This window comes from Kitasatospora cheerisanensis KCTC 2395 (assembly GCF_000696185.1).
Taxonomy (GTDB): Bacteria; Actinomycetota; Actinomycetes; order Streptomycetales; family Streptomycetaceae; genus Kitasatospora; species Kitasatospora cheerisanensis.
Genome location: NZ_KK853997.1, coordinates 393,525 through 420,298 on the forward strand (window position 1 = coordinate 393,525; position 26,774 = coordinate 420,298).

2 protein-coding genes are annotated in these 26,774 nt (G+C 77.0%); both read right to left on the reverse strand.

Annotated features, from left to right (window positions below; genetic code table 11):
- Positions 1-7: 7 nt before the first annotated feature.
- Complete coding sequence (locus KCH_RS01895) at positions 8-11,755, reverse strand: type I polyketide synthase (protein WP_035858393.1); 11,748 nt, start codon at positions 11,753-11,755, stop codon at positions 8-10.
- Positions 11,756-11,792: 37 nt separating this feature from the next.
- Positions 11,793-26,759, reverse strand: coding sequence for a type I polyketide synthase (locus tag KCH_RS01900; protein ID WP_035858394.1), 14,967 nt, complete (start codon positions 26,757-26,759; stop codon positions 11,793-11,795).
- Between the last annotated feature and the right edge of the window lie 15 nt (positions 26,760-26,774).

A 26,774-nucleotide genomic window follows, 5' to 3' on the forward strand; every position in this document is an offset into this window, starting at 1 on the left:
GACGGTGTCATGCGGACCCCAACTGCCGGTCGAGGTACTCGAACATCTCGTCGTCGCTGGCCGCCTCGATCAGCTCGGGGGCCAGGTCGTCCGGGTCGCCCGGGTCGCCCGCCGGGCGGGCGGGGGCGGCCGGTGCCGCGGCGGGCAGCGGGCGGGACAGCACTTCCCGGAGCCGGGCGGCGAGTTCCTCGCTGACGCCGTCCTGCGGCAGGGCGTCGAGCAGCGACTCCAGGGCGTCGAGCCCGGCCCGGACCGCCGCGTCGGCGCTCGGACGGGCGGCGCCGGCCCGCTCGGCGAGGTGGCGGGCCAGCGCCTCCGGGGTGGGGTGGTCGAAGACCAGCGCGGCCGGCAGCCGCAGCCCGGTCGAGGACGCCAGCCGGTTGCGCAGCTCGACCCCGGTGAGCGAGTCGAAGCCGACGTCTTTGAACGGGCGGGCCGGGCGGATCAGGTGCGGCGAGCTGTGGCCGAGCACCGCCGCGGCGGTGCCGCGCACCAGGTCGAGCAGGGTCCGGTGCAGTTCGGCCTCGGGCAGTTCGGCGAGCTGCTGCGCCATCGACCGGGTGGGCAGCTCCGCCGCGGCGGCACCGGTCCGGGCGGGCCGGACCAGGCCGCGCAGCACGGCGGGCAGCCGGTCGTCCGCCCGCAGCACGGACGGGGCGATCCGGGCCGCGAGCCGGTAGGCGTACGGGGAGTCCAGCGCGGCGTCGAACAGGGCGAGGCCCTCCGCCGAGGTCAGCGCGCCCGCTCCGACGCCCCGGCCCGAACCGACCGCGGCGGTCATCCCGCTGCGCTCCTCCCACAGGCCCCAGCCGATGGACAGGCCGGGCAGTCCCTCGGCCCGGCGTTCGGCGGCGAGGGCGTCGAGGACGGCGTTGGCGGCGGCGTAGTTCGCCTGCCCGGCCGCGCCGAACTGGGCGGCGCCCGAGGAGAACAGCACCAGCGCCGCGAGGTCGAGGTCCCGGGTGAGTTCGTGCAGGGCCAGTGCCGCGTCCGCCTTGGGCCGCAGGACCCGGTCGAGGTGCTCCGGGGTCAGCCCGGCGACCGTGGCGTCGTCCAGCACGCCGGCCGCGTGGACGACGGCGGTCAGCGGGTGCGCGGCGGGCACCGACCCGAGCAGGGCGGCGAGCGCGTCCCGGTCGGCGACGTCGCAGGCCGCGACGGTCACCGAGGCGCCGAGCCCGGTCAGTTCCGCGACCAGCTCCGGCATTCCGTCGGCGGCCCCGCCCCGGCGGCCCGCCAGCAGCAGGTGCCGGGCGCCGTGCGCGACGACCAGGTGCCGGGCCAGCAGCCGTCCCAGCGTGCCGGTGGCCCCGGTGACCAGCACGGTCCCCTCGGGGTCCGGCGCAGCGGGCAGCAGCAGGACGTTCTTGCCGACGCCCCGGGCCTGGCCGAGCGAGCGCAGCGCGGCCGGGGCCTGCCGGACGTCCCAGCCGGTGACGGGCAGCGGTTGCAGCACGCCCTGCTCGAACAGGTCCAGGATCTCGGCGAGCATCTCGCCGATCCGCTGCGGACCGGCCTCCATCAGGTCGAACGCCCGGTAGCGGACCCCGGCGTGCTGCCGGGCGACCTCCTCGGGGTCGCGGATGTCGGTCTTGCCCATCTCCACGAACCGGCCGCCGTTCGGCAGCAGCCGCAGGCCGGCGTCGACGAACTCCCGCGCCAGGCTGTCGAGCACGACGTCGACGCCCTGCCCGCCGGTGGCCGTCAGGAAGGTGTCGGCGAAGTCGGTGGTGCGGGACGAGGCGATGTGCTCGGCGTCCAGCCCGCCGGCCCGCAGCACGTCCCACTTGGCGGGCGAGGCGGTCGCGAACACCCGCGCACCGGCGTGCCGGGCGAGTTGCACCGCGGCCGTGCCGACGCCGCCGGCCGCGGCGTGGATCAGGACCGATTCCCCGGGCAGCAAGCCGCCGAGGTCGAACAGGCCGTAGTGGGCGGTCAGGAAGGCCACCGGCACGGAAGCGGCGCGGGCGAAGGACCAGCCCGCCGGTATCCGGGCGACGGTGCGGCGGTCGGCGACGGCGGTCGGGCCGAACGCGCCCGAGAAGATCCCCATCACCCGGTCCCCGGGCACCAGATCGTCCACGTCCGGACCCACCTCGATCACCGTGCCGGCGCCCTCGCTGCCCAGGCCCTGGTGCTCCGGGTCGGGGTCCAGGCCGAGCGCGGCGATGACGTCGTGGAAGTTCAGCCCGGCGGCGCGCACCGCGATCCGCACCTCGCCCCGGCCCAGCGGAGCGAGGGCATCCGGGGCGGGCTCCGCCAGGATGTCCTCGACGGAGCCCTTGCCGTCGGTGGTGAGCCGCCAGCCGGTGCCGTCCGGCAGCAACAGCGTGCCGTCCGGCCGTCCGCCGCGGACCAGCCGCGGCAGCAGCAACGAGCCGGTCCGCAACGCCAGTTCGGGTTCCCCGGCGGCGAGCGCCGCGGGCAGGGCCTCCGCCGGGTCGGCGGTCCCGGCCGCGTCGACGAGGAGGAAGCGCCCGGGGTGCTCGGCCCGCGCGCTGCGCACCAGGCCCCACAGGGCGGCCTGGGCGGGATCGACGGGCCGGTCGACCGGCCCGGTGCGGACCGCGTCCCGGGTGAGCAGGGCCAGCCCCGCCGCGGCGAACCGCTCGTCGGCCAGCCACTCCTGCACCAGGGCGAGGCCCCGGTGCGCGGTGGCGCGGACCCGGTCCGCGGGGTCGGGCAGCTCGGCGCTGGCCACGGCCGCCACGACGACCTCGGGGAGAGCGGCGCCCGCGTCGAGGGCGGCGCGCAGGGCGTCCAGGTCCGGCCAGGACACCGCACCGGGGACGGCACCGCCGAGAGCGGCCCAGGTCGGCGCGGCGCCCTCGGCCGGGTCGGCGGCCGGGGTCCAGTCGAGCCGGTACAGCAGCTCGGCATGGGCGGCCGCGGCGAGCGGCCCGCCCGCGGCCGGCGGCCGCAGCAGCAGGCCCTGGACGCCGATCACCTGCCGGCCCGACAGGTCGTGGGCGTGCAGGGTGACGCTGTCCGGCGCGTCGGCGGCGAGCCGCACCCGCAGCGTGGTGGCCCCGGTGATCCCGGCGGTCACACCGGTCCAGCTGAACGGCAGCCGGGCCCCACCCTCCTGGTCGGGCAGCAGCGCCGAAGACTGGAGGGCCGCGTCCAGCAGCGCGGGGTGCAGCACGCATCCGGCGGCGTCGGCGTGCTGCTGCTCCGGCAGCACCACCTCGGCGAACACCTCGCCGCCGCGCAGCCACGCGGCCCGGATGCCGCGGAAGGCGGGCCCGTACTGGTAGCCGGCCTCGGCGAAGCGCTCGTAGAGGTCGCCGGTGTCCACGGGTTCCGCACCGGACGGCGGCCAGCTCAGCAGACCGGCCGCGGCTGCGGCCTGGTCGCCGGCGGCCCGGGACGCCAGGATGCCGGTGGCGTGCTCGGTCCAGGGCGCGTCGGCGTCCCGGGCCGTCCGGGCGAACACGCTGAGCCTCCGCCGGCCCTCGCCGTCGGGCCCGGCGACCCGGAGTTGCAGGTGGGCAGCCTCCTCCGTTGGGAGCACCAGCGCCGACCCCAGGGTGAGTTCCTCGACCACCGGGCACCCGGCCTCGACCCCGGCGCGCAGCGCGAGTTCGAGGAAGGCCGTGCCGGGGAGCAGCACGGCGCCCGACACGGCGTGGTCCGCGAGCCAGGGGTGGGTGCGCAGCGAGATCCGGCCGCTGAGCAGCAGCTCACCGGAGTCCGCGACCTGCACCGCCGCACCGAGCAGCGGGTGCCCGGTCGTGGCGAGACCCGCCGAGGCGATGTCCTGGCTGGTGGTCGGCACGTCGAGCCAGTAGCGGGTGCGCTGGAACGCGTACGTCGGCAGCTCGACGCGGCGCGCACCGGGGAACGCCCCCGACCAGTCGACGTCCAAGCCGCGCTCCCACGCGCGACCGACCGCGCGCAGCACCTGCGCCGGGCCGCCCTCGCCACGGCGCAAGGTCCCCAGCACCGCCGCGTCGACCCCCGCGGCCTCCACCGACTCCCCCACCGCCACGCCCAGCACCGCGTGCGGACTGGACTCGACGAAGAACCGGAAGCCCTCCCCCAGCAGCGCTTCCGTGGCCTTCCCGAACTCGACGGTCTGCCGCAGGTTGCGGTACCAGTACTCGGCGTCCAGCGCCTTCGTGTCGAGCCAACTACCCGTCACCGTCGAGAAGAACGGCACCCCACCGGAGACCGGCACGATGCCGTCCAGGTCGGCGAGCAACCGCTCCCGGATCTCCTCCACGTGCACGGAGTGCGAGGCGTAATCCACCTCGATCAGGCGCGCCCGCACCCCCTCCGCCACCAGCTCATCCACCAGTGCGGCCACCGCGTCCGCATCACCCGACACCACCGTCGACGACGGGCCGTTGACGGCGGCCACCGACAACCGGCCCGCGATGCGCTCCCGCACCGCCTCCACCGGCAACGGAATCGAAGCCATGCCGCCCCGACCCGCCAACGCCCGGATCGCCAGACTCCGCAGAGCGACGACCTTCGCCCCGTCCTCCAGACTCAGACCACCCGCCACCACAGCCGCCGCGATCTCCCCCTGCGAGTGACCCACCACCGCATCCGGCACCACACCGAACGACCGCCACACCTCGGCCAGCGAGACCATCACCGCCCACAACACCGGCTGCACCACATCGACCCGCGCCAACAGCGCCTCCGAACCCAGCGCCTCCGTCAACTCCCAGTCGACATACGGCGCCAGCGCACGCGAGCACTCCGCCATCCGCCCGGCAAAAACCTCCGACCCGGCCAGCAGCTCGGCAGCCATGCCCACCCACTGCGACCCCTGACCCGGGAACACCAGCACCGAGCGACCGGACACCAGCCCGCCGCTCGGCGCCGCACCACCCTGCGCCAACGCGGTCAGGTGCTCGGCGAGGTTGTCCTCCGTGCCGACCAGTACCGCGCGCTGTGGAAGTGCGCTGCGGCCGGTGGCCAGCGAGAAGGCCACGTCCGCGGCGCGCACGCCGGTCCCGTCGCCGAGGCGGGCCGACAGTGCTGCGGCCTGGGCCTGCAACGCCTCGGGGGTGCGCGCCGAGAGGAGCACGGGGACGGCGGCGGGGGCGGCGGGGGCGGGGGCGGAAGCGGTCGGCTCGGCCGGCACAGCCTCCAGGATCACGTGCGCATTGGTGCCGCTGACGCCGAACGAGGACACGCCTGCCCGGCGCGGACGGCCCGTGTCGTCCCACACGCGGGCCTCCGTCAGCAGCCGGCCGGCGCCCGCCGACCAGTCCACCTCGGGTGTCGGGCCATCCACGTGCAGCGTCTTCGGCATCACGCCGTGCCGCAGCGCCAGCACCGACTTGATGACGGCCGCCACCCCGGCGGCTGCCGAGGCGTGGCCGATGTTCGACTTCAGCGAGCCGATCCACACCGGCCGGTCCGCGGGCCGGTCCTGCCCGTAGGTGGCCAGCAGCGCCTGCGCCTCGATCGGGTCGCCCAGCCGCGTCCCGGTACCGTGCGCCTCCACCACATCCACATCCGCGGCAGTCAGCCCCGCATCGGCCAGCGCCGCCCGGATCACCCGCTGCTGCGACGGACCGTTCGGCGCCGTCAGACCGTTGCTCGCACCGTCCTGGTTCACCGCCGAACCCCGCACCACCGCCAGCACCGGATGCCCGTTGCGCCGCGCGTCCGACAGCCGCTCCAGCAGCAGCATGCCGCTGCCTTCGCCGAAGGCGGTTCCGTCGGCGGCGGCGGCGAAGGACTTGCAGCGGCCGTCGGGGGCGAGTCCGCCCTGCCGGCTGAACTCGACGAACAGTTCGGGGCTGCACATCACGTTGACGCCGCCGGCCAGGGCCAGCGAGCACTCGCCGGAGCGCAGCGCCCGGACGGCGAGGTGCAGGGCCACCAGCGAGGAGGAGCAGGCCGTGTCCACGGTGACCGCGGGGCCTTCGAGGCCGAAGAAGTAGGCCAAGCGCCCGGAGACGATGCTTCCCGAGTTTCCGGTGCCGAGGAATCCCTCGACGTCCTCGGGGATGTAGGGCAGCAGTCGGGCGGCGTAGTCCTGCTGCATCAGGCCGACGTAGGTGCCGACCGGGGCGCCGCGCAGGGTGGCCGGGTCGATGGCGGCGCGCTCGAAGAGCTCCCAGGTGATCTCCAGCAGCAGCCGCTGCTGCGGGTCCATGGCGAGGGCCTCGCGCGGCGAGATGCCGAAGAACTCGGCGTCGAAGTCGGCGGCGTCGTGCAGGAAGCCGCCGTGCCGGGTGATGGAGGTGCCGACGCGCTCGGGGTCGGGGTCGTAGAGGGCGTCCGGGTTCCAGCCCCGGTCGGTGGGGAATTCGGAGATGCCGTCGCGGCCGTCGGCGAGCATCCGCCACAGGTCTTCGGGGGTGCGGACGCCGCCGGGGAGGCGGCAGGCCGCGGAGACGATCGCGATCAGGTCGTCGTCCGCGTCCCGGTCCCGGACGGCGGGCGGGGTGGGCGCGGCGGCCGTGGCGGTGTCCGTGAGTCCGGCGCGCAGGAAGTCCGCGAGCGCCGCCGGGGTCGGGTGGTCGAACACCAGGCTGGCGGGGAGCCGCAGGCCGGTGGCGGCGTTCAGGCGGTTGCGCAGTTGCACCGAGGCGAGCGAGTCGAATCCGAGTTCGCGGAAGGCGCGTCCGGCGTCGAGGGTGTCCGGCGAGGCGTGGCCGAGGACGGCCGCGGCGTGGGTGCGGACGAGTTCGACGAGCAGCCGGGTCCGTCCGGGGCCGTCGAGGGCGGCGAGGCGCAGGCGCAGGGCGTTGTCGTCGGCCGCGGCGGCTTCAGCGGCCCGGCGCGGCGGTGTGCGCACCAGGCCGCGGAGCAGCGGCGGCAGGGTGCCGTCGGCCGCCGCGGTCCGCAGCGCGGCGGTGTCGAGGCGCATCGGGACCAGGACGGGCCGGTCGACGGTGAGGGCGGTGTCGAAGAGGGCGAGTCCCCGCTCGGTGGAGAGTGGCGGCATGCCGGACCGGGCGAGGCGTCGTACGTCGTCCTCGCCGAGGTGTCCGGTGAGGGCGCTGGGCTGCTCCCACAGGGTCCAGGCCAGGGACTGGCCGGGCAGTCCGGCTGCCCGGCGCCGGGCGGCGAGGGCGTCGAGGAAGGCGTTGGCGGCGGCGTAGTTGGCCTGTCCGGGGCCGCCGAAGGTGCCGGCGGCGGAGGAGAACAGCACGAAGTGCGTGAGGTCGTGGTCGCGGGTCAGCTCGTGCAGGTGGAGGGCGGCGTCGACCTTGGGGCGCAGGACGGCGTCGATCCGCTCGGGGGTGAGTGCGGTGACGACGCCGTCGTCGAGGGCGCCGGCGGTGTGGACGACGGCGGTCAGCGGGTGCGCGGGCGGCAGGTCGGCGAGGACGGCGGCCAGGGCGTCCCGGTCGGCGGCGTCGCAGGCGACGACGTCGGTTTCGGCGCCGAGCGCGGCGAGTTCGGCCCGCAGTTCCTCGGCTCCGGCGGCGGCCGGGCCGCTGCGGGAGAGCAGCAGCAGGTGCCGGACGCCGTGTCCGGTGACCAGGCGGCGGGCGACGTGGGCGCCGAGCAGGCCGGTGCCGCCGGTGACGAGGACGGTGCCGTCGGGGTCGAAGGCCCGGAGCGGCCCGGCCGCGTCGTCGGCGGGGTCGTTCGCGGGGACGCGGGCCAGTCGGGGGATGCGGACCTGGTCGCCGCGGACGGCGGTCTGCGGTTCGCCCGTGGCGAGGGCCGCGGCGACGGCCGGGGAGGTGCCGTGCTCGTCCTCGGCGTCGAGGTCGAGCAGGGCGAAGCGCCCGTGTTCGGACCCGGCCGAGCGGACCAGGCCCCAGAGCGCGCTGTGTGCGGGGTTGCGGACGTCCTCCCCGTCCCGGGCGGCGACCGCGCCCCGGGTGGCGAAGACCAGGCGGGAGTCGGCGAAGCGGTCGTCGGCGAGCCAGCTCCGGATGTCGGCGAGGGCCCGGTGGAGGGCCGCGCGGACCGCCTCGGCCGGTCCGGCCGCGGGCGCGGGCTCGGCGCAGAGGAGCAGGACCGTCCCGGGTACCGGCTCCCCGGCCTCGGCGGCGGCCAGCAGCGTGGCGAGGTCCGCGGTGCGGTGGACGGGAATGCTGCCGGCGCGCGGGGGTGCGGCGACCCACTCCGTGGCGTAGAGGTCCCGGTGGTGGCGGCCGCGGGGGGCGGGGTCGGTGCCGAGGGCGGCGGTGCCCGCGGGTCGCAGGACGAGCGCGTCCACGGTCGCCACGGGGGCGCCGGTCGCGTCGGCGACGGCGAGCGCCAGCGCGTCGGGTCCGGCCGGGGTGAGCCGGACGCGGATCGTCCCGGCGCCGGTGGCGTGCAGGGTGACGCCGTTCCAGGAGAACGGCAGCCGTCCCTCGGGGTGGGCGTCCGCGCCGGGGGTGCCGGGCACGCCGGTGGCGTGCAGGGCGGCGTCCAGCAGGGCGGGGTGCAGGCCGAAGCGGGCGGTGTCGGGTGCGGGTCCGGCGGGCGCGACGGCTTCGGCGAACAGTTCGTCGCCGCGCCGCCAGGCCGCGCGCAGGCCCTGGAAGGCGGGGCCGTAGGCGAATCCGCCGGCGGCGAAGCGCTCGTACAGTCCGTCGAGGGCGAGGGGTTCGGCGCCGGGCGGCGGCCAGGGCATCGGCCCGGCGGGCTCGGCGTCGTCGGCCGCGTCCGGGGCGAGGACGCCTTCGGCGTGCTTGGTCCACTCGTCCTCGGGGTCGCCGTCGGCGGGCGCGTCGGGCCGGGAGTGCAGGCCGATCGGGCGGTGGCCGCGGGCGTCGGGGCTGCCGACGGTGAGGCGCAGCACGGTGCCGCCGTGTTCGGGCAGCACCAGGGGTGCCTGGAGGGTGAGTTCCTCGACGCGGGGGCTGCCGATCCGGGCGCCGGCCTGGAGGGCGAGTTCGAGGAAGGCGGTGCCGGGGAGCAGGGCCCGGCCGCCGACGGCGTGGTCGGCGAGCCAGGGGTGGGTGCGGGCGGAGAGGCGGCCGGTGAGGAGCAGGCCGTCGCTGTCGGCGAGGTGGACGACGGCGCCCAGCAGCGGGTGGTCCGCCGGGGTCAGTCCGGCGGAGCCGACGTCGGCGGCGGGCGCGGCGCCGTCCTCCAGCCAGTACGGCTCGCGCTGGAAGGCGTAGGTGGGCAGTTCGACCCGGCCGGGGCGGCGGCCGACGAAGACGGCGTCCCAGTCCGGGGAGACTCCGCGCAGGTGGAGTTCGGCCAGTGCCTCGGTGAAGCGGCGCGGGCCGCCGTCGTCGCGGCGCAGGGTGCCGACGGCGGTGGCGTCGGCGCCCGCGTCCTCGGCGGTCTCCAGGATCCCGACGGTGAGGACGGGGTGCGGGCTGCTCTCCAGCAGGACCTGGTAGCCGTCGGCGAGCAGGGCGCGGGTGGCCTGTTCGAACCGGACGGTCCCGCGGAGGTTGCGGTACCAGTAGTCGGCGTCCAGGGCGGTGGTGTCCGTCAGCAGGCCGCCGGTGAGGGTGGAGTAGAACGGGACGGCGGACGGGCGGGGGGTCAGTCCGTCGAGCGTGGCGAGCAGGTCGGCGCGGATGTCCTCGACGTGGGCGCTGTGCGAGGCGTAGTCGACGGGGATGCGCCGGCTGCGGACGCCGAGGGCGGCCGTCCGGTCGAGGAAGGCGTCGAGGGCGTCGGTGTCGCCGGAGACCACGGTGGAGGCGGGTCCGTTGACGGCGGCGACGGAGAGCCGGCCGTCCCAGGGGGCGAGGTGGTCGGCGACCTGGGCGGCGGGCAGTGCCACCGAGGCCATGCCGCCGCGGCCGGACAGCGCGCGGATCGCGCGGCTGCGCAGGGCGACGACCCGGGCGGCGTCGTCCAGGGACAGCGCGCCGGCGACGCAGGCGGCGGCGATCTCGCCCTGGGAGTGGCCGATGACGGCGCCGGGGGTGATGCCGTGGGAGCGCCACAGTTCGGCCAGCGAGACCATGACGGCCCACAGCGCGGGCTGCACGACGTCGACGCGGTCGGCGGGCGGGGTGCCGGGGGCGCCGCGCAGGACGGCTTCCAGCGACCAGTCGACGAAGGGGGCGAGGGCGCGTTCGCAGTCCGCGATGCGGGCGGCGAACGCGGGTGCGGAGTCGAGGAGTTCGACGGCCATGCCGGGCCACTGGGAGCCCTGGCCGGGGAACACCAGGGCCACTTCGCCGCCGGTCCCGGCGGTGCCGAGGACCAGTCCGGGGGCGTCGAGGCCGGCCGCCAGGGCGTCCAGGCCGGCCCGGAACTCCTCGGGGCGGGCGCCGATCAGCACCGCCCGGTGCTCGTGCGCGGCGCGGGTGGTCGCGAGGGCGTGGCCGATCTCGGCGGGGCCGGGCCCGGGGTGGGCGTCGAGGTGTGCGCGGAGCCGGGCGGCCTGGGCGCGCAGCGCCGGGGCGGTGCGTCCGGAGAGCACCCAGGGCAGCACGGCGGGGGCGGCCGGCCCGGCCGGGTCGGCGGGCTCCGGGACGGGCGGCTCCTCGGCCTGTTCGAGAACGACGTGCCCGTTGGTGCCGCTGACGCCGAAGGAGGAGACCGCGGCGCGGCGCGGCCGTCCGGTCTCGGGCCAGGGGGTGTTGGCGGTGACCAGCCGGACCGCGCCGGCGGTCCAGTCGATCTGCGGGGACGGCTCGCCGGCGTGCAGGGTGGGCGGGACGGTGCCGTGCCGCATGGCGAGGACGGTCTTGATGACGCCGCCGACGCCGGCCGCCGCCTGGGTGTGCCCGATGTTCGACTTCAGCGATCCGAGCAGCAGCGGCTGCCCGTCCGCGCGGTGCTGCCCGTAGGTGGCCAGCAGGGCCTGGGCCTCGATCGGGTCGCCGAGCGGGGTGCCGGTGCCGTGCGCCTCGACCACGTCCACGTCGGCGGGGGTGAGTCCGGCGTTGGCCAGGGCCTGCCGGATGACGCGCTGCTGGGCGGGGCCGTTGGGGGCGGTGAGCCGGCTGCTGGCGCCGTCCTGGTTGACGGCGGTGCCGCGGATCAGGGCGAGCACCGGGTGGCCGTGGCGGCGGGCGTCGGAGAGGCGCTCCAGCAGGAGCATGCCGACGCCCTCGCCCCAGCCGGTGCCGTCGGCGGCCGCGGAGAAGGACTTGCAGCGGCCGTCCCGGGCCAGCCCGCCCTGGCGGCTCATCTCGACGAACGGGACGGGCGTCGACATGACCATCGCGCCGCCGGCCAGGGCCAGGGTGCAGTCGCCGGCCCGCAGGGCCTGGGCGGCGAGGTGGATGGCGACCAGCGAGGAGGAGCAGGCGGTGTCGATGCTGACCGCCGGGCCCTCCAGGCCGAAGGTGTAGGCGACCCGGCCCGAGGCGACGCTGTCGGAGCTGCCGCTGCCGATGTAACCGGCCACGTCGTCGGGGACCTGGCGCAGCCGGACCGCGTAGTCCTGGTACATCACGCCGGCGAAGACGCCGGTCCGGCTGCCCCGCAGGGTCGCGGGGTCGATGCCGGCCCGTTCGAAGGCCTCCCAGGTGGTCTCCAGGAGGAGCCGCTGCTGGGGGTCCATGGCGAGCGCTTCGCGCGGGGAGATCCCGAAGAAGCCGGGGTCGAAGTGCCCGACGTCGTCGAGGAAGCCGCCCAGCGCGGTGTGGCTGGTGCCGGCGCGCAGCCCTTCCGGGTCGTCCAGGTGGTCGAGGTCCCAGCCGCGGTCGCCGGGGAAGCCGGTGATGGCGTCGGTGCCTTCGGTGACCAGCCGCCACAGGTCCTCGGGGGTGCGGACGCCGCCGGGGTAGCGGCAGCTCATCGCGACGACCGCGACGGGTTCGCGGGCGGCCTCCTCGGCCTCGGTCAGGCGCCGGCGGGTGTGGTGCAGGTCCGCCGTCACGCGCTTGAGGTAGTCCCTCAGCTTGTCGTCGTTCACCATCGGGGGCCGCCGTCCTGGTTCGCGGGTCGGGTCGGTGTCATGACCGGCCGAGTTCGTTGTCGATGAGGTCGAAGAGTTCGTCGTCGCTGGCGCTGTCCATCCGGTCCTCGATGGAGGCGGCCGCCGTGCCGTCGCCGTCGGCGGCGGGGGCCGCCGGGTCGAGGGTGCGCAGCAGTTCCCGGAGCCGGCCGGCCAGCCGTTCGCGGTCCGCCGGGTCGTCGGGGACGCCGTCGAGGGCGCCCGCCAGCCGGTCCGGTTCGGCGAGGCCGGGGAGCGGTCCGGGCCCGGCGTCGGGGAGCAGTTCGGCGGCGAGGTGCTCGGCGATCGCGGCCGGGGTGGGGTGGTCGAAGAGCAGGGTGGCCGGCAGCGGGTGGCCGGTGGCGGCGCGCAGCCGGTTGCGCAGTTCCACCGCGGTCAGCGAGTCGAAGCCGACCTCCAGCAGGCCGCGTCCGGGTTCGACGGCGGCCGGGCCGCTGTGGCCGAGCACCAGGGCGGCGTGCGAGCGGACCAGGTCGAGCAGGACCCGGCCGCGCTGCGTCTCGTTGAGGGTGCCGAGACGCTGCTTGAGTGCCTCGGGCCCGTCGGGTCCGGTGCCGGCCGCGGGGGCCGCGGCGCCGCGCCGGGCGGCGGGGCGCACCAGGCCGCGCAGCAGGGCGGGGACGCCGCCGGTGGCGGCCTGGGCGCGGACGGCCGCGGTGTCGAGCCGCAGCGGGAGGACGACCGGCTCGTCGAGGGTGCCGGCGGTGTCGAAGAGCGCCAGCCCCTGGGCGGGGTCGAAGGCGACGATCCCGCCGCGGGCGATCCGCCGCAGGTCGGCCTCGGTGAGGCCGCCGGTCATGCCGGTGCTGTTGTTCCACAGGCCCCAGGCGAGCGAGCGGCCGGGCAGCCCGTCGGCGCGGCGCCGGTGGGCGAGGGCGTCCAGGAAGGCGTTGGCGGCGGCGTAGTTGCCCTGGCCCATGCCGCCGAAGACGCCGGCGATGGACGAGAACAGGACGAACTCGGACAGCTTCAGGCCGGCGGTGAGTTCGTGCAGGTTGATCGCCGCGTCCACCTTGGGGCGCAGCACCTGCTCCAGTTGCGCGGGCGTCATGGTGGCGACGACGCCGTCGGCCAGGACGCCCGCGGCGTGCACCACGCCGGTCAGCGGGTGCGTGGGCGGCAGGGCGGCGAGCAGGGCGGCGAGGGCGTCGCGGTCGGCGGCGTCGCAGGCGGCGATCTCGGCGTGCGCGCCCAGGGCGGCGAGGTCGGCGAGGAGTTCCGCCGCGCCGTCGGCGGCGGGGCCGCTGCGGCTGGTCAGCAGCAGGTGCCGGACGCCGTGCTCGGCGGCCAGGTGGCGGGCGACGTGGGCGCCGATGGCGCCGGTGCCGCCGGTGATCAGGACGGTTCCGTCGCCGCCCCAGCCGGGTGTGCGCCCGGTGGCGGCCAGCGGTACCCGGGCCAGCCGGGCGACGTGGACGGTCCCGGCCCGGATCGCGAGCTGGGGTTCCCCGGAGGCGAGGGCCTCGGCGAGCAGGGCGGGCGGGGTGTCCGCGCCGTCCAGGTCCAGCAGGACGAAGCGGTCGGGGTTCTCGGTCTGCGCCGAGCGGACCAGGCCCCAGAGCGCGGCCGCGGCCGGGTCGGGTGCGTCGCCGTCGCCGGTCACCGGGACGGCGCCGGTGGTGACCAGGACCAGCTTGGTGCCGGCCAGGCGCTCTTCGGCCAGCCAGTCGCGCAGCAGGGCGAGCAGCGTGCCGAGGCCGTCGTGGACGGCGTCGCGGAGCGTTCCGGACGGTGTACGAAGGGCGGCCAGCACCGTCCGGGGCGCCGGGGTGCCCGCGTCGAGCCGGGCGGACAGCGCGGCGAGGTCGGCGACCGGCCGGCCGGGGAGCGTCCCGCCGCCGAGCACGGTCCAGGAGTCCGGGTCGGGGGCGGCGCCGGCCGTCGCGGCGCGCCCGGGCAGTGCCTGCCACTCGGGGCGGAACAGTTCCTCGTGGTGTCCGGCCCGGGTGGCCGTGAAGCGGTCGCGGGAGACGGGCCGCAGCACCAGGGAGCGGGCCGAGAGCACCGGCCGCCCGGTGGTGTCGCTGACCTGGACGGCGACGGCGTCGCGGCCGGTGGGGGTGAGCCGCAGCCGGAGTTCGGCGGCCCCGGAGGCGTGCAGGCGCACCCCGTTCCAGGAGAACGGGAGCCAGCCCTGCGCGGGCCCCTCCAGGACGTCGAACACCAGCGCGTGCAGGGCGGCGTCCAGCAGCGCCGGGTGCAGGCCGAACGCGGCGGCGTCCGGCCGCTGCTCCTCCGGCAGGCTCGCCAGGGCGTACACCTCGTCGCCGAGCCGCCAGGCCGCGCGCAGGCCCTGGAAGGCGGGGCCGTAGGCGAACCCGCCGCCCGCGAAGCGGTCGTACAGGCCGTCGGTGTCGAGCGGGACGGCACCGGGCGGCGGCCAGGCCCCGGGGTCCACCGGGGTCGCCGGGTCGGCGGCCGCGGCGGAGCCGAGAAGGCCGCTCGCGTGCCGGGTCCAGGGGGCGTCGGGGCCGGCGTCGGCGGCCCGGGCGTGGACGCTCAGCGGGCGGGTGCCGGCGGCGTCCGGGGCCCCGACGGTGAGCTGGAGGGCGACGGCTCCGCCCGCGGGGAGCACCAGCGGTGCCTCCAGGGTCAGTTCCTCGACCTGGTCGCAGCCGACCTGGTCGCCCGCGCGGACGGCGAGTTCCAGGAACGCGGTGGCGGGGAACAGCACGCCCTCGTAGACGCCGTGGTCGGCCAGCCAGGGGTGGCTGCGGACCGAGAACCGGCCGGTGAACAGGAAGCCGTCGGAGTCGGCGAGTTCCGTTCCGGCGCCGAGCAGCGGGTGGCCGACGGCCTGGAGTCCGGCGGCGGGCAGTCCGGTCGCGGCCGGGCCGGCCTGCAGCCAGTAGCCGGCGCGGTGGAAGGCGTAGGTCGGCAGGTCGACGGCGGGCCGGGCCGGGCCGTCGGCGTGGACGGCGGCCCAGTCCACGGGCACGCCCGTGACGTGCAGCCGGGCCAGGGCGGCCGTCGCCGCGGGCGCCTCGGGCCGGTCCTTGCGCAGCAGCGGCACCAGCGCGGGGCCGTCGGCGGCGCCGGTAAGGCAGTCGTGGCCCATGGCGGTGAGCGCGCCGTCGGGGCCGAGTTCGACGAACGCGGTGACGCCGTCGCGCTCCAGGTGGCGGATGCCGTCCTGGAAGCGGACGGTGCCGCGCACGTGCTCCACCCAGTAGTCCGGCGAGCCGAGCTGCTCGGCGGTGGCCGGCTCGCCCGTCAGGTCGGAGATCACCGGGACGGCGGCCTCCCCCGGGACGATCCGGGCCACCACGTCGCGGAACTCGGCGAGCATCGGCTCCATCAGGGGCGAGTGGAAGGCGTGCGAGACCCGCAGCCGCCGGGTCTTGCGGCCGCGCGCGGCGAGCTGGGCGGCGATCTCGTCCACCGCCGCCGCGTCGCCGGAGACCACGGTCGAGGCCGGGCCGTTGACGGCGGCGAGGCCGACCCGGTGCTCGCGGCCCGCGAGCAGCGGCAGCACCTCCTCCTCCGCGGCGGCCAGGGCGACCATCGCTCCGCCGGCCGGGAGGGCCTGCATCAGCCGACCCCGGGCGACCACCAGCGCCGCGGCGTCGGGCAGCGTGAACACCCCGGCGACGTGGGCGGCGGCCAGCTCTCCCACCGAGTGGCCGAGCAGCCGGTCGGGGCGCACGCCCCAGTGCTCGACCAGGCGGAACAGGGCGACGCCGAGCGCGAACAGGGCGGGCTGGGCGTACTCGGTGCGGTCGAGCAGGCCGTGGCCGGGGTCGCCGGGGGCCGCGTCGACCACCTCGCGCAGCGGGCGGTCGAGCAGCGGGTCGAGTTCCGCGCAGACCGCGTCGAAGGCGTCGGCGAAGACCGGGAACCGCGCGTACAGTCCGGCGCCCATGCCGGTGCGCTGGCTGCCCTGGCCGGGGAACAGGAAGGCGGTCTTCACGGCCGGGCCGGTCACCCCGCGCACCAGGTCCGCCGACGGCTCGTCGGCGGCGAGGGCTTCGAGCGCCCGGAGCAGGGACTCCCGGTCGGTGCCGGTGAGGGCGGCCCGGTGTTCGAAGGCGCTGCGGTGCAGCGCGAGCGAGCGGCCGAGGTCGGCGACGGCGAGGGCCGGGTGGTCCTCGACGTGCCGGAGCAGCCGGGCCGCCTGCTCGCGCAGCGCGTCGGCGCCGCGGGCGGAGAGCAGCCAGGGCAGGGCGGGCGCGTCGGCCGGCGCGGGGGCGGCCGGGGCCGGCACGGGGGCGGCGGCCGGGGCGGGTTCGGTGGGCTGTTCGAGGATGGTGTGGGCGTTGGTGCCGCTGACCCCGAACGAGGACACCGCGGCCCGCCGGGGGCGGCCGGTCTCCGGCCACGGGGTGTCGTCGGTGAGCAGCCGGACCGCGCCGGCGGCCCAATCGACGTGCGGGGTCGGCGCGTCGACGTGCAGGGTGCGCGGCAGCGTCCCGTGCCGCATGGCCTGCACCATCTTGATGATTCCGGCGACGCCGGCGGCGGCCTGGCTGTGTCCGATGTTCGACTTCAGCGACCCGAGCCACAGCGGGTCCTGCTCGCCGCGGTCCCGGCCGTAGGTGGCCAGCAGCGCCTGGGCCTCGATCGGGTCGCCCAGCTTGGTGCCGGTGCCGTGCGCCTCCACCGCGTCGACCTCGGCGGCGGTCAGGCCGGCGTCGGCGAGGGCCGCCCGGATGACGCGCTGCTGGGAGGGCCCGTTGGGGGCGGTCAGGCCGTTGCTGGCGCCGTCCTGGTTGACGGCGGAGCCGCGGACCAGGGCGAGCACCGGGTGGCCGTTGCGGCGGGCGTCGGAGAGGCGTTCGAGGACGAGCAGTCCGGCGCCCTCGGCCCAGGAGGTGCCGTCGGCGGCGGCGGCGAACGGCTTGCAGCGGCCGTCCTCGGCGAGCACCCGCTGCCGGCTGAACTCCACGAACGCGCCCGGGGTCGACATCACGGTGACGCCGCCGGCCAGCGCCAGCGAGCATTCGCCGGCCCGCAGCGAGCGGGCCGCGAGGTGGACCGCGACCAGCGAGGAGGAGCACGCCGTGTCGATGGTCACCGCGGGCCCTTCGAGGCCGAGGCTGTAGGAGATCCGCCCGGACGCCACGCTGCCGGCGCTGCCGATGCCGAGGTAGCCCTCGACCTCCTCGGAGGGTTCGGTGATCCGCGAGCCGTAGTCGTGGTGGCTGCAGCCGACGAAGACGCCGCTCGGGCTGCCCTTGAGGGAGAGCGGGTCGATGCCGGCCCGCTCGAACGCCTCCCAGGAGAGTTCGAGCAGCAGCCGCTGCTGGGGGTCGATGGTCAGCGCCTCGCGCGGGGAGATCCCGAAGAACGCCGGGTCGAAGCGGTCGGCGTCGTGCAGGAAGCCGCCTTCCCGCGCGTAGGTGCTGCCGGCCCGGTCCGGGTCGGGGTCGTAGAGGCCGTCCAGGTCCCAGCCGCGTCCGGTGGGGAAGCCGGTGATCGCGTCGCCGCCGCCCGCGACGAGCTCCCACAGCTCCTCGGGGGTGCTGACGCCGCCGGGGTAGCGGCAGCTCATGCCGACCACGGCGATCGCCTCGTCCTCGGGGACGGCGGCGGCCGCGGGCGGCTGCCCGGGGGCGTCGGGGGCCTCGGTGGCGGGTACCCCGGGCAGTTCGGCGCGCAGGTGTCCGGCCAGGGCGGTGGCGGTGGGGTAGTCGAAGGCCAGGGTCACCGACAGGCGCAGGCCGGTGGCCGCGGCGAGCCGGTTGCGCAGTTCGACGGCGGTCAGCGAGTCGAAGCCGATCTCCTTGAACGCCTGGTCGGGGCCGACCGCCTCGGGCCCGGGGTGGCCGAGCACGGCGGCGACCTCGCGGCGGACCAGGTCGAGCAGGGCCCGGTCGCGTTCCGCCGGGGGCAGTGCGGCGATCCGCAGGGCCGGCGGCTCGGCGCCGTCGGCCCCGGCCCCGGGCCCGGCCGCGGCGGCGAGCGCGTCGCGCACCTCGGGCAGGTCCGCGAGGGCGGCGCTGGGCCGGAGCGCGGTGTAGGCGCGGGTGAAGCGGTCCCAGGCGAAGTCGGCGACGAGGACGTTGGTGTCCTCGTGGTCGAGGGCGCGGAGCAGCGCGGTGGTGGCCGTGGCGGGGTCCATGGCGGGCAGGCCGTCGCGGATCAGCCGCTCGGCGACCGCTCCGGCGGCGAGGGTCTCGCCACCCCACAGGCCCCAGGCCACCGAGGTCCCGGGCAGTCCGAGGTCGCGGCGGTGCCGGGCCAGCGCGTCGAGGTGGGCGTTGGCGGCGGCGTAGCTGCCCTGGCCGGTGCCGCCGAGGGTGCCGGCGAGCGAGGAGAACAGCACGAAGGCGGTCAGGTCGAGTCCGCGGGTGAGCGCGTCGAGGTTGCGCGCGCCGTCGAGCTTGGGGCGCAGGACGCCGGCCGCGCGTTCGGGGGTGAGGGAGTCGATCACCCCGTCGTCGAGGACGCCGGCGGTGTGCAGGACGGCGCGCAGCGGGCGCTCGGCCGGTATCGCGGCGAGCAGCTCCGCCAGGGCGTCGCGGTCCGCGACGTCGCAGGCCGCCACGGTGGCCTCGGCGCCGAGCTCGCGCAGTTCGGCGAGCAGGGCCTCGGCGCCGGGGGCCTGGGCGCCGCGGCGGCTGGTCAGCAGCAGGTGCGCGGTGCCGGTGCGGGCGAGGCGGCGGGCGATCTGGGCGCCGAGGCCGCCGGTGCCGCCGGTGATCAGGACGGTGCCCTCGGGTGTCCAGTCGCGGGCGGGGGCGGTGTCGCCGAGTGCGGCGTGGACGACCCGGCGGCCGTACAGGCCGGTGGCGCGCACCGCGAGCTGGTCCTCGCCGTCGGGGTTGGCCAGGGCTTCGGCGAGCCGGGTCGCGGCCCGGTCGTCGAGGCGTCGCGGCAGGTCGACCAGGCCGGCCCAGCGCTGCGGGTACTCGACGCCGGCGACGCCGCCGAGGCCCCAGGTGAGGGCCTGCAGGGTGCTGTCGATCCGGTCGGACCGGCCGACCGAGACCGCGCCCCGGGTGGCGGTCCAGAGCGGAGCGTCGGTGCCGAGGTCGCCCAGGGCCTGGAGCAGCGCGACGGTCAGGGTGAGGCCGAGCGGGAGCTCCGATCCCTCGCCGTGCGGTTCCTCGGCCAGGGCGAGCAGCGACAGGATTCCGGCGGGCGGCCCGTCGGCGCGGTCGTGGGCGTCGCGGAGCAGGGCGGCGAACCGCGCCCGGTCGGTCGCGTCGTGGCCCGCCTCGACCAGGACGGGGGTGGCGCCGTGTCCGCTCAGGGCGTCCGCGGCGAACGCGACGGCCGGGTCCTCGGCGGCTCCGGCCGGGGCGACCAGGAGCCAGCTGCCGGTGAGCCGGGGCCGTTCGGCGGCCGGCAGGGGCTTCCAGGCGACCCGGTAGCGCCAGTTGTCGGCGGTCCGGTCGTCGGCCCGGCCGCGCGCCCACTCGGCGAGGGTGGGCACCAGGGAGGCGAGCGAGGCCCGCAGTTCGCCGTCCTCGACCCGCAGGGTGGTGGCGAGGGCGTCCAGGTCGCCGCGGTCGACGGCCGTCCAGAAGCCGGAGTCGGCCGGGCCGGTGCCGGTCGCGGCGGCGGTGCCGGCCACGGTGTCGGCGGGCCGGCCGGGGGTGCTGTCCAGCCAGTAGCGCTGCTGCTGGAAGGCGTAGGTGGGCAGCGGCCGCTTGCGTGCGCCGGTTCCGGCGAACACCGCGTCCCAGTCCACCGGCAGGCCGCGGACCTGGAGCTCGGCGAGTGCGGAGAGGAAGCGGCCGGGGCCGCCCTCGGTGCGGCGCAGGGTGCCGACCACGGCCCCGTCGGCGACCCCGGCCGCCTCGACGGCCTCCTGGATCCAGACGGTCAGCGCGGGGTGGGTGCTGCACTCGACGAAGGTGTGGTGCCCGTCGGCGACGAGCGCCTCGAGCGCCCGGCCGAACTCGACCGGCCGGCGCAGGTTCTCGTACCAGTACGCGGCGTCCAGGCCCGCGGTGTCGACGGGCCCGCCGCTGACGGTGGAGTAGAACGGGACGGCGGAGGTCCGCGGCGCGATGCCGTCGAGGAGGGCGAGCAGTTCCTCGCGGAGCTCCTCCACCTGGGGCGAGTGGCCGGCGAATTCCACGCCGGGGACCGGCCAGGCCAGGACGCCCACCTCGGCGTACTGCTCGCGCAGCCGTTCCAGGGCGGCGGGGTCGCCGGAGACCGTCACCGAGGTCGGCCCGTTGACCGCGGCGACGTCGAGTGCCCCGCCGTGGGCGGCCAGCGCCTCGCGCACGGCCTCGACCGGCTGCGGCACGAACAGCATGCCGCCGCGTCCGGTCAGGGCCAGCAGGGCGCGGCTGCGCAGCGCGACGATCCGGGCGGCGTCGTCCAGCGAGAGCGCGCCGGCCACGCAGGCGGCGGCGATCTCGCCCTGGGAGTGGCCGACCACGGCGTCGGGGACGATGCCGTGCGCCCGCCACAGTTCGGCCAGCGAGACCATCACGGCCCACAGCACCGGCTGCACCACGTCCACCCGGTCCAGCGGGGGCGCGTCGGGCTCCTCGCGCAGGACGGCGAGCAGCGACCAGTCCAGGTGCGGGGCGAGGGCGCGTTCGCAGGCCGCGATGCGGGCGGCGAACGCCGGGGCGTGGTCGAGCAGTTCGCGGGCCATGCCGGCCCACTGGGAGCCCTGGCCGGGGAAGACGAAGACGGTCCTGGTCGACCGGGCGACGGTGCCTTCGACCAGGCCGGGTGCGCGCTCGCCCGCGGCGAGCGCGGCCAGGCCGCCCAGCAGGGCCGCCCGGTCGCCGCCGACGACGGCCGCACGGTGCTCGAAGGCGGTCCTGGTGGTGGCCAGCGAGTAGCCGATGTCGGCGGACGCCAGCTCCGGCCGCCCGGTCAGGTAGGCGTGCAGCCGCGCCGCCTGCTCCTTCACGGCCGCGGCGGTCCGCCCGGACAGCACCCACGGGACGACGGCGGGGGCGGGCTCGGCGGCGGCGGTCAGCGCGGGTGCGGGCTCGGCGGGCGGCTGTTCGATGACGACGTGCGCGTTGGTGCCGCTCAGGCCGAACGAGGAGACTCCGGCCCGGCGCGGTCGGCCGGTCTCCGGCCAGGGGGTGGCCTCGGTGAGCAGGGCGACGGCGCCCGCCGTCCAGTCGACGTTCGGGGTCGGCCGGTCGACGTGCAGGGTGCGCGGCAGTTCGCCGTGCTCCATGGCCAGCACCATCTTGATGATGCCGCCGACGCCGGCGGCGGCCTGGGTGTGCCCGATGTTCGACTTCAGCGACCCGAGCCACACCGGCCGGTCGGCGGGCCGGTCCTGGCCGTAGGTGGCGAGCAGCGCGTCGGCCTCGATCGGGTCGCCCAGCCGGGTGCCGGTGCCGTGCGCCTCGACGGCGTCCACGTCGGCGGCCGTCAGCCGGGCGTTCGCCAGCGCGTCGCGGATCACCCGCTGCTGGGCGAGGCCGCTGGGCGCGGTCAGCCCGTTGCTCGCGCCGTCCTGGTTGATCGCCGAGCCGCGCAGCACGGCGAGCACCGGGTGGCCGTTGCGGCGGGCGTCCGAGAGGCGTTCCAGGAGCAGCAGGCCGACGCCCTCGGCCATGCCGAAGCCGTCCGCGGCGGCGGCGAAGGACTTGCAGCGCCCGTCCTCGGCGAGCCCGCGCTGCCGGCTGAAGCCGGTGAACGACAGCGGGGTGCCCATCACGGTGGCGCCGCCGGCCAGGGCCAGCGCGCACTCCCCCGAGCGCAGCGACTGCGCGGCGAGGTGGACCGCCACCAGGGACGAGGAGCAGGCCGTGTCCACGGTCACCGCGGGCCCCTGGAGGCCGAGTTGGTAGGCGACGCGGCCGGACAGGACGCTGGTGGAGATGCCCGCGATGAACAGGCCCTCCAGCTCCTCGGGGATGTCCCGCAGGGTGCCGCCGTAGCCCTGGTAGGAGGCGCCGGCGAAGACGCCGGTCGGGGTGCCGCGCAGGGTGGACGGGTCGATGCCGGCGCGCTCGATCGCCTCCCAGGAGGTTTCCAGCAGCAGGCGCTGCTGCGGGTCCATGGCCAGCGCCTCGCGCGGGGAGATGCCGAAGAAGCCGGGGTCGAAGCGGTCCGCGTCGCGGACGAATCCGCCCGCGGCGGCGTAGCTGCGGCCGGGCCGGTCGGGGTCCGCGTCGTACAGCGCGTCGAGGTCCCAGCCGCGGTCGGACGGCAGCCCGGAGACGGCGTCGTGCCCGTCCGCGACCAGCCGCCACAGGTCCTCGGGGGTGCGGACGCCGCCGGGGTAGCGGCAGCTCATGGCGACGATCGCGATCGGGTCGTCGTCGACGGCGGCGGGTGCCGCCGCCGGGAGCTGCCGGACGGTGGCGGGCTCGGCGGCGGCGCCGAGCAGGCCGGTCTCCAGTCGTCCGGCGAGCGCGGTCGCCGAGGAGTAGTCGAAGACGACGGTGACCGGGAGCCGCAGGCCGGTGGCGGCGTTGAGCCGGTTGCGCATGTCCACGGCGGTCAGCGAGTCGAAGCCCAGCTCGCGGAAGGCGCGGCCGGGGGCGACCGCGTCGGGCGAGTCGTGGCCGAGGACGGCGGCCGCGTGGGTGCGGACCAGCTCGACCAGCACCCGGGTCCGCTCGGCGGCCGGGAGCGGCTCCAGCCGTTCGCGCAGCGCCGAGGGGGTGGCCCCGGTGGCGGGCCCGCCGGTCTCCGGGCCGGCGGCCAGCGCGCTGCGCACCTCGGGGAGTTCGCCGATCAGCGGGCTGGGGCGGGCGGAGGTGAAGACCGTCGCGAAGCGCTCCCAGTCGATGTCGGCGACCACGGTCACCGTCTCGTCGTGGTCCAGGACCTGCTGGAGGCCGGTGATGGCGACGGCGGGCGGCATGAAGAGCACGCCGTGGCCGCGCAGGGTCTCCTCGGCGAGTTCGGCCGCCATGCCGCCGGCCCCGTCCTCGGGGCTCCAGATCCCCCACACCACGGAGGTCGCGGCGAGGCCGCGGCTGCGGCGGTCCTCGGCGAGGCCGTCGAGGTAGGCGTTGGCGGCGGCGTAGGCGCCGTGGACGGCGCTGCCCCACACCCCGGAGATGGAGGAGAACAGCACGAACGCGTCGAGCGTGTCCCGGTCGAAGAGCCGGTCCAGGTTGCGGGCGCCGCCGACCTTGGCGTGCAGGGTGTCGGCGAACTCGGCCGCGTCGGTTTCGGGCAGCGGCACCAGCAGCCCGGCGCCCGCGGCATGGAAGACGGTGCTGATCCGGTGGCCGTCCTGTTCGAGGCCGTCCTTCAGTGCGCGCAGGGCGTCCGGGTCGGCGACGTCGCACGCCGCCAGGGTGGCCCGGGCACCGAGCGCGGCCAGGTCCTCGGCGAGTTCCGGCGCACCCGGCGCGTCCGCGCCGCGCCGGCTGACCAGCACCAGGTGCTCGGCGCCCCGCCGGGCCAGCCAGCGCGCGATCTGCGCGCCGATCCCGCCGGTGCCGCCGGTGATCAGCACGGTGCCCCCGGGCCGCCAGTTCCGCCGCGGCGCGGCGTCGCCCAGGGCGGACCGGACCAGCCGCCGGCCGTGGCAGCCGGTGGCCCGGACGGCCACCTGGTCCTCGTCCCCGGCCTGACCGGCCAGCACCCGGCAGAGCCGCCGCGCGGCGTCCTGGTCCAGGTCCTCGGGGAGGTCGACCAGTCCGCCCCAGCGCTGCGGGAACTCCAGCGCGGCGACCCGGCCCAGCCCCCAGAGCAGGTTCTGCGCGGCGCTGACCCCGCTCCCGGCGTCCGTCTCCCCTACCGACACCGCGCCCCGGGTGGCCCACCACAGCGGCGCACCGACCCCGGTGTCGCCGAGGGCCTGCACCAGGGCCAGGTTGAGCGCGGTGCCCAGCGGGACGGCGGGGTGCGCCGGGTGCGGGCGCTCGTCGAGGCCCAGCAGCGACAGCACTCCCGCCACCGGCCCGGGCAGCCCGTCGAGGGACGCGCGTATCCGCTCGGCCAGCACGGCCCGGTCGGCCGCCGCCCCGGTGACCCGCAGGTGGACCACCGCGGCCCCGGCCTGCTCGACGGCCCGGACGGTCTCCTCCGCCCGGCGGGCCCCGTCCTCGGGCTGCCCGTCCGCGGACAGCACCAGCCAACTGCCGTCCAGGGCGGCCGCCGGGCCCTCGGGCAGGGCCCGCCAGGTCACCCGGTAGCGCCAGGAGTCGACCACCGAACGCTCGGTGCGCTCGCTGCGCCAGTGGGCGAGCGCGGGAAGCACCACGTTCAGCGGGTCCTCGGGCGCCACACCGAGGGCGCTGGTGAACCGGTCCAGGTCACCCCCGCCCAGGGCCTCCCAGAAGTCGTCGCCCCCGGCGGCCCCGCCCGCCACGGGAGCGGTGTCCTCCAGCCAGTACGGCCGCCGCTGGAAGGCGTAGGTGGGCAGCGGGACGCCGACCGAACGGTGTCCGGCGAACACCCGGTCCCAGTCGGGCAGCAGGCCGCCCACGTGGGCCTCTCCCAGCGAGGTCAGGAAGCGGTCGGGGCCGCCCTCGCCGCGCCGCAGCGTCCCCACGACCACGGCGGGCCCCTGCGCGGAGCCGGCGGCGTCGGCCGCATCGGCGCTCTGCTGCACACCGAAGGTGAGCACGGGGTGCGGGCTGGACTCGACGAAGAAGCGGAAGCCCTCCTCCAGCAGCGCTTCGGTGGCCCGGCCGAACTCGACGGTCTGCCGCAGGTTGCGGTACCAGTACTCGGCGTCCAGCGCCTTCGTGTCGAGCCAGCCGGCCGTCACGGTGGAGTAGAACGGCACCGCACCGGACTGCGGGACGATGCCGTCCAGGTCGGCGAGCAACCGCTCCCGGATCTCCTCCACATGTGCGGAGTGCGAGGCGTAGTCCACCTCGATCAGGCGCGCCCGCACGCCCTCCGCCACCAGCTCCTCGACCAGCTCGGCCACCGCGTCCACGTCACCCGACACCACGGTCGACGACGGGCCGTTCACCGCCGCCACCGACAGCTGACCCGAGATACGCTCCCGCACCGCGTCCACCGGCAACGGAATCGAAGCCATGCCGCCGAGTCCGGCCAGCGCCCGGATCGCCAGGCTCCGCAGTGCGACGACCTTCGCCCCGTCCTCCAGGCTCAGGCCACCCGCCACCACAGCCGCCGCGATCTCGCCCTGCGAGTGGCCGACCACCGCGTCCGGCACGACGCCGAACGACCGCCAGACCTCGGCCAGCGACACCATCACCGCCCACAACACCGGCTGCACCACATCGACCCGCGCCAACAGCGCCTCCGAACCGAGCGCCTCCGTCAACTCCCAGTCGACGTACGGCGCCAGCGCACGCGAGCACTCCGCCATCCGCCCGGCAAAAACCTCCGACCCGGCCAGCAGCTCGGCAGCCATGCCCACCCACTGCGACCCCTGGCCCGGGAACACCAGCACCGAACGGCCGGACGACACGCCGTCGCCCTGCACCAGGCCCGCCGCCGAGCGGCCCTCGGCGAGTGCCTTCACGCCGTCGAGCAGCCGCTCCGGGTCGGTGCCCACCACGACGGCCCGCCGTTCGAAGGCGGTGCGGGTGAGGGCGAGGGCGCGGCCGGTGGCGGCGGGCCGCAGGGGGCCGGGGGCGGCGTCCAGGTGTGCCAGCAGTCGGGCGGCCTGGGCGCGCAGCGCCTCGTCGGTGCGCCCCGACAGCACCCAGGGCAGCGGGTGCGGGCCGTCGTCGGCCGCGGTGTCGGCCGCGGGTTCGGCTTCCTCGGCCGGGGCCTGTTCGAGGATCAGGTGGGCGTTGGTGCCGCTGACGCCGAAGGCGGACACGCCGGCCCGGCGCGGGCGTCCGGTGTCGTCCCAGGCGCGGGCCTCCGAGAGGAGTTCCACGGCGCCCGAGGACCAGTCGACCATCGGGGTGGGCCGGTCGGCGTGCAGGGTTTTGGGCAGTTCGCCGTGCTCGATCGCCAGCACCATCTTGATGACGCCGCCGACGCCGGCCGCCGCCGAGGTGTGGCCGATGTTGGACTTCAACGAGCCCAGCCACAGGGGCCGTTCGGCGGGCCGGTCCTGGCCGTAGGTGGCCAGCAGGGCCTGCGCCTCGATGGGGTCGCCGAGGGTGGTGCCGGTGCCGTGCGCCTCGACCGCGTCCACCTCCGAGGCCGTCAGGCCCGCGTCCGCGAGGGCCGCCCGGATGACCCGCTGCTGCGCGGGGCCGTTCGGTGCGGTCAGGCCGTTGCTGGCGCCGTCCTGGTTGATCGCCGAGCCGCGGATCACCGCCAGCACCTGGTGGCCGTTGCGGCGGGCGTCGGACAGCCGCTCCAGCAGCAGGACGCCGACGCCCTCGGACCAGCCGGTGCCGTCCGCGTCGGCCCCGAACGCCTTGCAGCGGCCGTCGGCCGACAGCGCGCGCTGGCGACTGAACGCCACGAACGCGTCGGGGGTCGCCATCACGGCCACCCCGCCGGCCAGGGCCAGCGAGCAGTCGCCCGCCCGCAGGGCCCGGATCGCCAGGTGCAGGGCGACCAGGGAGGAGGAGCAGGCCGTGTCCACGGTCACCGCGGGCCCTTCCAGGCCCAGCGTGTAGGCGATCCGGCCGGAGGCCACGCTGCTCGCGGTGCCGGTGTCCAGCAGGCCCTGGACCTCGGGGAGGTGGCGCGAGCCCGCGCCGTAGTCGTTGCCGATCGCCCCGAGGAAGACGCCGGTGGCGGTGCGGCGCAGCGAGCGGGGGTCGATCGCGGCCCGCTCGACGGCTTCCCAGGCGGTCTCCAGCAGCAGCCGCTGCTGGGGGTCGGTGGCCAGGGCTTCGCGCGGCGAGATGCCGAAGAACTCGGCGTCGAACTCGGCGGCGTCGTGCAGGAAGCCGCCGTGCCGGGTGTAGGAGGTGCCGGGCCGCTCGGGGTCGGGGTCGTAGAGGCCCTCCAGGTCCCAGCCGCGGTTGACCGGCCAGGCGGAGATCGCGTCGGCGCCCCGGGAGAGCAGGTCCCACAGGAGTTCGGGCGTGTCGGCGCCGCCGGGGTAGTGGCAGGCCATGGAGACGATGGCGATCGGTTCGTGGCGGGCCTGCTCGGCCTCGCGCAGCTGCCTCCGGGCGTCACCGAGGTCGGCAGTGGCGCGCCTGAGGTAGTCGAGCAGCTTCTTGTCGTCGGACATCAGTGCCAGCTCTCT

Bases quoted from the DNA above. Each gene is read 5' to 3' on its own strand.
- KCH_RS01895 (WP_035858393.1), bottom strand. From the start codon at position 11,755: ATGGTGAACGACGACAAGCTGAGGGACTACCTCAAGCGCGTGACGGCG.
- KCH_RS01900 (WP_035858394.1), bottom strand. From the start codon at position 26,759: ATGTCCGACGACAAGAAGCTGCTCGACTACCTCAGGCGCGCCACTGCC.